Annotated in this window: 5 protein-coding genes; 4 read left to right on the top strand and 1 reads right to left on the bottom strand. The window is 68.7% G+C overall.

The window, feature by feature from the left end; genetic code table 11:
- A partial coding sequence (locus tag BST42_RS29935) for a hypothetical protein (protein ID WP_207569564.1) occupies window positions 1–1,450 on the top strand: 1,450 nt, incomplete at its 5' end.
- 326 nt (window positions 1,451–1,776) lie between these two features.
- The gene (locus BST42_RS30155; RefSeq protein WP_165760909.1) at window positions 1,777–3,024 is read left to right on the top strand and encodes a PGRS repeat-containing protein; all 1,248 of its coding nucleotides are present in this window, start codon (window positions 1,777–1,779) and stop codon (window positions 3,022–3,024) included.
- A 4-nt stretch (window positions 3,025–3,028) separates the two neighbouring features.
- Here the strand turns inward: BST42_RS30155 and BST42_RS23420 are convergent, their stop codons facing one another.
- The gene (locus BST42_RS23420; protein WP_083121723.1) at window positions 3,029–4,792 is read right to left on the bottom strand and encodes an AMP-binding protein; all 1,764 of its coding nucleotides are present in this window, start codon (window positions 4,790–4,792) and stop codon (window positions 3,029–3,031) included.
- A 342-nt stretch (window positions 4,793–5,134) separates the two neighbouring features.
- On the opposite strand from BST42_RS23420, the gene pks2 reads away from it, so the two are divergent.
- Complete coding sequence (gene pks2 / locus BST42_RS23425) at window positions 5,135–11,416, top strand: sulfolipid-1 biosynthesis phthioceranic/hydroxyphthioceranic acid synthase (protein ID WP_237159565.1); 6,282 nt, start codon at window positions 5,135–5,137, stop codon at window positions 11,414–11,416.
- A gap of 36 nt (window positions 11,417–11,452) precedes the next feature.
- Window positions 11,453–12,127: a methyltransferase family protein gene (locus BST42_RS23430; protein ID WP_083121724.1), complete on the top strand. Its 675-nt coding sequence runs from the start codon at window positions 11,453–11,455 to the stop codon at window positions 12,125–12,127.
- The last annotated feature ends 35 nt before the right edge of the window (window positions 12,128–12,162 follow it).

The raw sequence follows: 12,162 nt of genomic DNA on the forward strand, positions 1-12,162 counted from the left end.
TGCCGGCGCCGGCGGCACGGGCGGTAACGGCGGAAACGGTGCGACTGGTACCACCGGCACGACCGGCACCACGCCGACCGCGGGCGGGCAAGGCGGAACCGGCGGCACCGCCGGTCAGGGGGGAACCGGCGGCGCCGGTATTGGCGGAACCGGCGGCGGCGCAGGCGGACAGGGCGGCGTCGGCGGAACCGGCGGCGCCGGCGGCGCAGGCGGCACCAACACCACGCTCGGCGGCGCTGGGCAGACCGGCGGCAAGGGTGGCACCGGCGGCAACGCCGGCGCGGCAGGCACCGGCGGAACCGGCGGTGGCGCGACCGGCAGCATCGGCACCGGCGGAAAAGGTGGTGTCGGCGGCAATGGCGGAGCCGGCGCTACCGGGACGACGGGTGCAAGCGGCGGCGCACCCACCGCGGGCGGCACCGGCGGGGCCGGCGGCGCCGCGGGCGCGGGCGGCACCGGCGGCACCGGTATCGGCGGAGTCGGCGGAGGGGCCGGCGGTAACGGCGGCATCGGCGGTACCGGTGGCACTGGCGGCGCAGGCGGCACCAACACCGGTAACAACGGCGGCAACGCCGCGGCAGGTGGAAACGGCGGCACAGCAGGCGCCGGAGGCGCGGCCGGTGCGGGCACCAACGGCGGCGCCAACGGGAAGGGCGGCACGGGTGGTGTTGGCGGCAACGGCGGCGCTGGCGGCACCGGTGACGTCGGTACCAACAGCACTACGGCACCCGTCGTTGGCGGCAACGGCGGCAACGGCGGCACCGCCGGTCAGGGTGGTGCCGGCGGTGCCGGTATCGCGAGCGTCGGTGGCGGCAACGGCGGCGCGGGTGGAATGGGCGGCACCGGCGGCACCGGCGGCCGGGGTGGCAACGGCACCGGCATCAACACCAGCGGCGCGAAGGGCGGCACCGGCGGAGCCGGCGGCCAGGGTGGTCTGGGCGGCAACGGCACCGACGGTGGCGCAGGGGGCGCGGGCGGCAACGCGAACACGGCAGGCGCCGGTGGAAACGGTGGCACCAGTAATGGCACCGGAACCGGTGGCGCCGGCGGCAACAGCGGCACCGCGGGCGTGGGTGGCGGCGGCGGCAATGCCGGCGGTGGCAATGGCAGCGGCGGGAATGGTGGCACCGGCGGCTCAGGTGGCACGGGTGGCACCGGTGGCGCCGGAACCGGTCTCCTCGGCATCGGCGGTGCCGGCGGCAATGGGGTTGTGGGCGGCACCGGCGGTGCCGGCGGAACGGGCAGTGGCAGTGGCGCCGGCGGAACTGGAGGAACCGGCGGCGCAGGTGGCGGCGGCGGTACCGGCGGATCAGGCAGGGCCGGCACGAGCGCAGGCAAGGCCGGCATCGGTGGGGGCGCAGGCAACCCCGGTGGTGGTCCGACGGGAGTTAACGGCGGGGCCGGCGGGACGGGTGGCACCGCCGGGACCGGTGGGGCGGGTGGTACGTAACGAACTCAACCCGCAAATTCAGATGAACGAGAGTTTGCTACGGTGCGCGTCGACCGTTGTTACCATGTGACCGCTAAACCAAGTCAACATGGGAGCAAACCATGGCCGCAAGGCATCGTGCGAGAAGCCGGGCCGGATCCGGTGCGCGGCGCACAGTCGGCCAGCACGAGGCTCAGGAGCCACACAGCAAACTCTTAACTTGGTTGGGAACGGGTGCACTCACCTTCGGTGCTTGCGCTGCACTATCAGGCACGGGGGGCGTCGCCCACGCTGACTCCGCCGGTAGCGATTCGGCATCCTCGGCACACAGTGGTACCCGTTCCACAGTGGCAGGCGGTGGCCGCGCCGCGTCGCCGAAGCATTCCCCGACCACCAAAGCAGGCACCGCTGGCCGCACCACCGCGGCAAAGTCGGCGGCTGGCGCCAAACGGGTGACCTCGACGACCGTGGCACCTCCGGCGGCCGCCGATTCGAGTTCGTCTACGACTCAGACCGCCGCCACCGACACCATTTCCGCGTCCACTTCCACGGGCGCACCGACGGGCACCCCGAAGTCGGCCGGAGCCGCGGCGGCGACGCCAGTTCCGTCGGCGACAGCCTCTCCGACCACGCCGCCAAACCTCACCCTCACCGACATCATCGGCGCGCTCGTCGCGTACGCCCAGACGGGAGGCGGCAGCCCAAAGGTCCAGATCAGCTTCCCAGAGATCGTCACCGCACTCGTGACCAATCAATGGCAGGGCCGCCCGATCGTCGGCAACGGCGCGGACGGCACCGCGGCGAATCCCGACGGGCAGGGCGGCGGCTGGTTGCTCGGCAGTGGCGGCAAGGGTTACACCTGGACCGGGGCAACCTGCACCAACAACGCCGGCTGCGCGGGTGGCAACGGCGGGGCTGGCGGCCTGATCGGTAGCGGCGGCAACGGTGGAGACGGCGCGAACGGCGGAACCGGCGGCGCAGGCGGGTCCGCCCTGTTGTTCGGCGTCGGCGGCAACGGCGGCGACGGCGGAGCCAATACCGGCGGAGTCGGCGGCGACGGCGGCGCGGGCGGAACCGGCGGGCTGATCGGCGGCGCCGGTGGAAACGGCGGCAAAGGTGGGGACGGCCTAACCGGCGGCAACGGTGGTGCGGGCGGCGCAGTCGTCAGCTTCGGGTTCGGTTACTTCACCGGCGTCTACCACCCCGGAAGCGTCTACGGCGGGAACGGCGGCACGGGAGGCAACGGCACGAGCGGAGCAGGTGGCAACGGCGGCGCCGGGGGCACAGCTGACCTGTCCAACGATCCGTTGTGGGACTACCTCTTGTCTGTCGCGACGCTGCTTCCTGGCGTCGTCTCCCCCGGCAACGCGGTCGGCGGGCAGGGCGGCGCCGGCGGCACCGGCACCACCACCGGTGGTGCCGGCGGCCAGGGCGGGATCGCCTACAACTACAGCCTTGGGAATTCGACCGGCGGCAAGGGCGGCAACGGCGGAGCCGGGACGACGGTCGGCGGGGCGGGTGGCACCGGCGGCATCGCCGTCGCGGCCAATGGGACGGCGACCGCCGGAGCCGACGGCAGCCCTGGATCGCCGTAAGGCGTCAGGCGTCCAACCGGGTGAACTGGTTGCGCTGGTAGAGGTCCTTCGACAGCTGTCGCCTGACCTTGCCGCTGGTGGTGACCGGGATCGAACCCTGGCCCACCAGAACGAGATCCGCCACGGCGATGCCGTGCGTATTCGAGATCGCCACTGTCACATCGCGTTTGATGGCCTCGAGCTTCTCCCTGACCTCCGCCTCGGAGTCGCCGCGTTTCCTGACCTCCATCACGACAACCAGCTTCTCGACGGAGTCGTCGGGAACAGCGACCGCGACACAGCGGCCACCGGTGACCTCGGTGACCGTCGCCTCGATGTCGTCGGGGGCGTGGTTGCGGCCGTAGATGATCAGGATGTCCTTGATGCGGCCCACCACGAACAGCTCGCCCTCGGAGATGAAGCCCACGTCGCCGGTCCGCAGCCACGGCCCGACGGGCGTGCCCTCCGACGGAGACACGATCGTCGCGCCGAACGTGCGCGCCGTTTCTTCGGGCTTCTCCCAGTAGCCGGCGCTGACGTTGTCACCGTGGCACCAGATCTCGCCGGTCTTGCCTTCGGGAACCTCGGTATGGGTCTCCGGGTCGACGATCCGCAAGATCGGTGACCGCTCGCTGATGGGGCCGTCGTAACTGATCAGCGGCGTCCCCTCGGTGCCGCTGACCCGCTTGGCCTCACCGGCGGTCAGCCCATCGGAATCGAAATGGACGACCTTGATCGGGTCTTCGGGCTTGGGCGTCGACATGTAGAGCGTCGCCTCGGCCATGCCATAGGACGGCTGGATCACGTTCTCGTTCAGGTTGAACCGAGCGAACCGGTCGGTGAACCGCTTGATGGTCGCGGGCTGAACGCGCTCGGCGCCGCTCTGGATGGTGTGCACACCACCGAGGTCGAGTCCGGCCATGTCCTCATCGGACGTTTTGCGCGTCGCCAGATCGAACGCGAAGTTCGGGGCCGCGGTGAACGGGCACGGGTTGGTCGCCAGCAACTGCATCCAGCGCGCGGGCCGCACCAGGAACGACGCCGGACTGGTCAGCACCGCGCTGGTCCCCAGCACGATCGGCGAGCACACCCCCAGGATCAATCCCAGGTCATGGAAGAACGGCAGCCACGACACGAACGTCAAGTCCGGCGGAGTGATACCGCCATGACGCGAGTAGTCGGTGGTGATCTGCTGCAGGTTCGTCAGAAGATTTGTGTACGAGATCATCACGCCGGCCGGCGAACGCGTCGAGCCCGACGTGTACTGCAAGTAGGCGGTGTCGTGGGGGGTGCCGTCCTCGTACATTCCGCCACCGGACTGCGGCGGGGCGTCCAGGTCGAGCCGATCGATCTCGATGATCGCGGGCGCCGGCTGCCCCGATTCCGGGGTCACGCTACGGACGACTTCGGCTACAACCGCAGAAGTGGTGAGAACAGCAACGGGCGAGGCGTCGCGCAGCACCGATTCGACCCGCTCGTCGGTGACACCCCCCATCGGCACCGACAGCGGCACGGGGATCACCCCGGCGTGCAGCGCACCAAGGAAAGCGACGATGTACTCCAGCCCCTGTGGCGCGATGATCATCGCGCGGTCACCGGGCGACGCGGTCAGGCGGAGCTCACGGGACATGTTGGTGACCCGCCGATACAACTGCGGCCAGGTCAGGCTGATCGGGACACCGGCCCAGTCCTGGTCATAGTCGATAAAGGTGTACGCCGTATCGTCCGGCTGCATACTGGCCCGCTCCCGCAGCAATGCCGGAAGAGAAGCCTCGATCGCCTGTGTCACGCGAAGCAAGCTATCAAAGGCCGTTGTCCCGATTCCTTCGAACCGGGATTTGAGTGACGCTGCCGTCAACTGCCCCGTACTGTGGCCAAGCGGGCGCCGCGGGCGCCTGCACAACGGCTCGGCCACCCGGTCTGCCGATGCGGATAGTTGCGAATCAAGCAAACTTGACCCGCAACGCTGCGTCTGCGTCAATAATTGCCTTGCCCGGGTTCGGGGGAACCGGCGGTGAGTCAGCAACGGACCGATCCGCAGTTTCCGTTGCTGTGGAGAGACGGGATGGTTTCATTCGGTGCGATCGATGATCGGGCAGGTTGCTCCGACCCGGCGGATCCCCCGGCCGCTATGAACGCCACCTCGCCCACCCCGATCGCCGTCATCGGCATGGCCTGCCGGCTTCCCGGCGGCATCGAGTCCCCTGAGCAGCTATGGGAGGCGTTACTGCGGGGCGACGACCTGGTCACCGAGGTCCCGCGCGACCGGTGGGACAACGACGAGTATTACGACCCCGAGGCCGGCGTGCCGGGCCGGACGGCGTCGAAGTGGGGCGCGTTTCTCGACGATGTCGCGGGCTTCGATTCGGAATTCTTCGGCATCACCGACGACGAGGCCGCGGCAATCGATCCCCAGCACCGCTTGCTTCTGGAGACCGCCTGGGAGGCCATGGAGCATGCCGGTCTCACACCGGACACCCTCAAGGACTCGCTGACCGGCGTCTTCACCGGACTGACCCACGCCGACTACCAAACAGTGTCGGCCCACTCCGGCGCCATGGAGGGGCCCTACGGCTTCGCCGGCAATACCTTCAGCATGGCGGCCGGCCGTATCGCCTACACCCTCGGACTCCGCGGTCCCGCGCTCGCGGTCGACACCGCGTGCTCGTCCGGCCTGCTAGCAGTGCATATGGGGTGCCGCAGCCTGAGCGAGGGTGAAAGCGACCTCGTGTTCGCCGGGGGCGCTTACGTAATGCTGGATCCGCGCAAGTATGTCGCCGGGACGGCGGCGGGTCACTTGTCCCCGACCGGACGCTGCCGCGCCTTCGACGCCGCAGCAGATGGCTACGTCGCCGGCGAAGCGTGTGCAATGGTCCTGCTCAAGCGGCTGCCGGATGCGCTGCGCGACGGCGACCGGATCCTCGCCGTCATCCGTGGCACGGCCGCCAATCACGACGGCCACACCGTGAACATCTCCACCCCCTCGGCTGCCGCCCAGTCCGCGGTGTACCGGGCGGCGCTGGCTGCTGCAGTCGTCGACGCAGACAGCATCGGCATGATCGAGGCGCACGGACCCGGCACACCGGTCGGTGATCCGATCGAGTTCGCCAGCCTGAGCGAGGTGTACGGCGTCTCCGAGCCGTGTGCCCTGGGCTCGGTGAAAACCAATGCCGGCCATTCGCAATCAGCCTCCGGTGCCGTCGGCCTGATCAAGGCGATCCTGGCGGTGCAACACGGTGCGGTGCCGCGCAATCTGCACTTCAGCCGGCTGCCGGACGACCTGGCCCGTATCCCGACGAAGCTCTTCGTGCCGCAGGAGACGACGGAGTGGCCCATCAGCGGCCTGAATCCGCGGCGTGCGGCGGTGTCGTCGTACGGCGTGTCCGGCACCAACGTGCATGCCATCGTCGAACAAGCTCCTGCCCCCGAGAGCCAGGCGAACGGCAGCGACGACGACAGCGTCGCACCCGTCGCGCTTCTCTTCCCGGTGTCGTCGACGTCCGCAGAGCAGCTCCGCCGCACCGCGGGTCGCCTCGGCCAATGGGTGCAAACCCATGACGACGTCGCCTTGCCCGACCTGGCGTACACCTTGGCCCGCCGTCGCGCGCACCGCCCGGTGCGGACCGCGGTGACGGCCCGAACCCGCCCGGAACTGACCAGGGCACTGCGGGGGGTAGCCGATGGCGATGCGCCCTACCCGGCGGAGCTGGGTCACGGCGACCGCGGACCGGTGTGGGTGTTCTCCGGGCAGGGATCGCAGTGGGCTCGGATGGGTGCCGAATTGCTCGCCACCGAACCGGTGTTCGCCGCTACGATCGCGCAGATCGAGCCCTTGGTGGCCGAGGAGTCCGGTTTCTCGGTCACTGCCGCGATGACCGCAGCGGACGTGGTGAGCGGTGACGCCCACCTCCAGCCGACGGTGTTCGCCGTGCAGGTCGCACTGGCGGCGACGATGGCTGCTTACGGTGCGCGTCCCGGCGCCGTCATCGGATATTCGATGGGTGAGGTCGCCGCGTCGGTGGTTTCCGGTGCGCTGACGCTCGAGGACGGCGTGCGGGTGGTCTGCCGCCGCGCACAGCTGATGGCCGGAATCGCCGGGGCCGGGATCATGGCATCGGTGGAACTGCCTGCCAAGCAGGTACTTTCGGAGCTGACGCTCGGCGGCATCAAGGATGTCGTCGTCGGTGTCGTCGCCGCGCCGGAGTCCACGGTGGTCAGCGGTGCCGCAGCAACGGTTCGCGAGTTGATGGCCACTTGGGAAGAACGAGACGTGATGGTGCGTCAGTCACTGATCGACGTGGCCGCCCATTCACCCCTCGTCGATCCTATTCTCGACGACCTCACGCAGGCACTGGCCGAGATCACGCCGCGGACGCCAGAGGTTCCGTTCTATTCCGCGACGGGCTTCGACCCCCGCGAAGAGCCGGTGTGCAACAACAAGTACTGGGCGAAAAACCTTCGCAACACGGTCCGGTTCGCCGCCGCGGTGCGGGCCGCCCTGGAAGACGGGTACCGGGTGTTCGCCGAGATGGCGCCGCACCCGATGCTCACCCATGCGATCGAGCGCGCCGCCGCCACATTGGACACACCGGTTGCCACCTTCGCCGCCATGCGCCGTGAGCAGGCTCAGCCGAACGGCCTACGCGATTTGGTCGCCGGCCTCCACAGTGCCGGTGCGGCAATCGATTTCGCCGTGCCATACCCGACCGGTCAACTGGTGGATGCGCCACTACCGAGCTGGACGCATCGCCGGCTGTGGTTGGAGCGGGGTGACCAAGAGTCCTCGACGCACGGTTACTCCGTATCCGTGCACCCTCTGCTGGGCCAGCACGTGCGGCTGCAGGAGGAACCCGAGCGCCATGTGTGGCAGGCCGAGGTCGGCACCGAGACCCAACCCTGGCTCGCCGAGCACTCGATCCGCGACGTTCCCCTGCTGCCCGGGGCCGCGTACTGCGAAATGGCTTTGAGCGCCGCGCATACCGTGCTGGGCGACGCCGCCGAGGTCCACGACATCCGCTTCGAACACGCCCTGTTGCTCGATAAGCACACCACCATCGGCGCCTCGGCGACGGTGCGCTCCCCCGGCCTGGTCGACTTCATCGTCGAGTCCGACGAGGCCGGCGCGCAGGTACGCCAAGCCAGCGCAACACTCGAGGCGACCGGGGAAGAACAGCCCTCCGCCTACGACATCTGTGCACTGCTCGCCCTCCATCCACGCCGGAGGGATGGCGCCGAGGTGCGCGCGAGCATGGACCAGCGTGGAGTTCAGTACGGCCCCGCCTTCAGCGGTCTCAGCGCGGTGCACACCGGCTCGGACGCAACAGACACCGTCGTGGCCGAGGTCGCGCTGCCCAGCAAGATCCGCTCACAACAGAGCGCCTACGGTGTGCACCCAGCCTTGCTGGATGCCTGCTTCCAGGCCCTCGCGGCGAGCCCGCAGGTCACAGCCGCGGGCGACGGTGTGCTCGGGCTGGCGCTCGGCGTGCGGCGGCTGCGTCTGTACGCCTCGACACGCAACGCCCGCTACTGCCATACCCGGATCACTCGTGTCGACTCGTCCGAAATCGAGGCCGACCTCGACGTGCTCGACGAGGACGGCGCCGTGCTGCTGCGTATACACGGACTACGTTGTGGCACTGGAGAATCCGAGGAGGCTCAACAGGAGCGGGTGCTCAGCGAGCGGTTGCTGACCATCGAATGGCAGCCGCGGCAGCTGCCCGAGCCACCTCACGTCGACGCGGGAACCTGGCTGCTGATCAGCACCACAGCGACGCCGACTGTGCTCGCGGCTTCGTTGGCCGACGCCTTGAAGCGCGAAGACGCGCAGTGCACTGCGATGTGCTGGCCGAGGTCCGCCGATCACGCAGTCCACGCCGGACAGTTGGCCGACAATCTGCGCTCCGGGCAGGTCACCGGGATGGTGATCCTCACCGGGCCCAGCGAAACAGGGCCCGCTGAGACCGAATTCGCCTCACGGGGCGGCGAATACGTCCAGCATTTGGCTCGTATCGCCCGCGAATTGCTGCAGACTCCGACGCAATTGCCCCACCTGTTCGTGGTGACCCAGGCTGCACAGACGGTACTGGCCGAGGACACACCCAATCTGGAGCAGGGCGGCTTGCGTGGCTTGCTTCGGGTTATCGGTGCCGAGCATCCGCATCTGCGTACCACCCACATCGACGTCGACGACACCGTCGACGCCGAGCAGCTGACGCGGCATCTGTTCAGCGGATCCGACGAGGACGAGACCGCCTGGCGAGGCGGCCAGTGGTACACCGCACGGATGCTGCCCAGCCCACTGGCCCCCGATGACCGGAAAATCACGTTGGCGGACAACGAGTTCGACGGCGTTCGTCTGCAGATCCGCACGCCCGGGGATCTGGAGACGCTGGAACTGGTCGCCTGCGAGCGGGTCGCGCCCGGGCCGGGGCAGATCGAGGTTGCCGTCGGCGTGTCCAGCATCAACTTCGCCGACGTCCTTGTCGCTATGGGTTTGTTCCCGGCGATCGAGGGCGCGTTGCCGGAACTGGGCATGGATTTCGCCGGAGTGGTCACCGCAGTGGGCCCAGACGTCGTCGACCATCGAGTCGGCGACCGGGTCGGCGGGTTCTCCGCGAACGGCTGTTGGGGGACGTTCGTCACCTGCGATGCACGACTCGCGGCGACGCTTCCCCCCGGGCTGACCGATCACCAGGCGGTCGCGGTGGCCACCGCGACGGCCACCGCCTGGTACGGCCTGCACGACCAGGCCCGCATCAGCGCCGGGGACAAGGTACTGATCCACTCCGCGACGGGCGGTGTCGGTCAGGCCGCCATCGGGGTCGCGCGGGCCGCGGGAGCCGAGATATTCGCCACCGCCGGTAGCGAAGAGCGTCGGCAAATGTTGCGCGACATGGGAATCAAGCACGTCTACGACTCGCGCAGCACCGACTTCGCCGAGGAGATCCGCCGGGACACCGACGGCCACGGCGTGGACGTCGTGCTCAACTCGCTGACCGGCGCCGCGCAGCGGGCCGGATTGGAACTGCTGGCAGTCGGCGGCCGTTTCGTCGAGATCGGCAAACGCGACGTCTACGGCAACACCCGGCTGGGGCTGTTCCCGTTCCGCCGGAATCTCACGTTCTACTATGTCGACCTCGCGCTGATGTCACTCAGCCACCCCCAGCGGGTGGGCGAGTTGCTGCGCACGGTGAATCAGCTTGTCGCAGATGGTGATCTGCCGCCCGCGAAGTACACCGAATACCCGCTGGCCGAAGCCGCCACCGCGATCCGTGTGATGGGCGCGGCGCAGCACACCGGCAAGCTGCTGCTCGACATCCCACAGACCGGGACCAGCCGAGCCGTCGTGCCGCCGGAGCAGGCGACGCCGTTCCGCAACGACGGCGCCTACCTGATAACCGGCGGCCTTGGCGGGCTGGGCCTGTTCCTCGCGGAGAAGATGGCCATCGCCGGCTGCGGACGCATCGTGTTGACCTCGCGTTCGCAGCCGACGCTGAAGTCTCTTGAGACGATCGAGCTGATCCGGGCAATGGGCGCCGACGTGGTGGTCCACTGTGGCGACATCGCCGACCCCGCCACCGCGCAGCGGATGGTGCAGGCCGCGACCGCGACCGGACTCCCGGTCCGCGGTGTACTGCACGCGGCCGCGGTGATCGACGACGCCACCCTGGCCAATATCACCGACGAGCTCATCGAGCGGGATTGGGCACCAAAGGCTTACGGCGCCTGGAATCTGCATGCCGCCACCGCCGGGGAACCGCTGGACTGGTTCTGCTCCTTCTCCTCGGCCGCCGCACTGGTCGGCTCGCCGGGACAAGGGGCTTACGCAGCCGCCAACAGCTGGCTTGATGCGTTCACTCGATGGCGGCGGTGTCAGGGACTGCCGGCAACCGCCATCGCTTGGGGCGCGTGGAGTCAGATCGGACGTGGCACGAAGCTCGCGGATACTGCCGGCGCCATCGCTCCCGACGAAGGGGCGTACGCACTCGAGATGCTGCTGCGCCACGACCGTGCCTACACCGGGTACGCGCCGACGGTCGACAACACCTGGCTGACCGCCTTCGCCCAGCGCACCCCGTTCGCGGAGGCTTTCAAGTTCGTCGGACAGGGACCAACGGGCACAAGCAGATTGCGCGCCGAGCTCAACAAGCTGCCGCGGCAAGAATGGCCCGGCCGCCTACAACATCTGATCTCCGAGCAGGTGAGCCTGATCTTGCGGCGCAGCATCGATCCGGACCGGCCGCTTTCCGAGTACGGGGTGGACTCGCTGGGGGCTCTGGAGTTGCGTACGCGCATCGAGACCGAGACAGGCGTGCGCTTGACGCCGAATGATCTTGCCGTCGGCACCATTCGGAGGCTGGCGGAGCTGCTGTGCGAACGGCTGGCACCGTCCAGCAGCGACGCGTCGGCGTAGCGGTAGGCGGTACAGGACAGGATTCTTGGGAGGATAGTGAACGCCGTTCTCAGAGTGGCCGCACTCGGCCTTGGTCAGCTGGTCGCGATCGGACTGTTGCTGTTCGTGTCGGCAGGCACCGTCGATTACTGGCAAGCCTGGCTGTTCTTGGCGGTGTTCGCAGTGACCGCCTGGCTGCCCAGTATCTATCTTCAGATTACGAATCCTGTTGTTCTGCAACGACGAATGAAGAGCGGGCCGGTCGCCGAGGGCCGGACCGTACAGAAGATCGTGATGCTCGGCCTCTACGGCTCACTGGTGGCGATCTGCGTGGTCGGTGGTCTGGACCACCGCTTCGGCTGGTCTGCAGTACCGGCTGCGCTGTGCGTGATCGGTAGCGCACTGGCCGGCGCGGGCCTGGTCGTCACTGTGCTGGTCGCCATTCAGAACACGTACGCCTCCACAACCGTCCGGGTGGAGGCCGGCCAGCACGTGGTCAGCACCGGCCTCTACGGACTGGTGCGACACCCCATGTACACCGGCAACGTCCTGATCCTCGTCGGCCTGCCGCTCGCTGTCGGCTCATTCTGGGCGCTGGCGTTCGTCATGCCGGGGATTGCCGTACTCGCCACCCGCATCCACGACGAGGAGAAGCTGCTCGGCGACGAGTTGGACGGATATCGCGAGTACACCCAGAAGGTCCGGTCCCGCCTCATTCCCTACATGTGGTGACGTACTGGATGACTCGTCATTGGCATCAGCAAGCT

Source organism: Mycolicibacterium rhodesiae (assembly GCF_002086695.1).
Lineage (GTDB): Bacteria > Actinomycetota > Actinomycetes > Mycobacteriales > Mycobacteriaceae > Mycobacterium > Mycobacterium rhodesiae.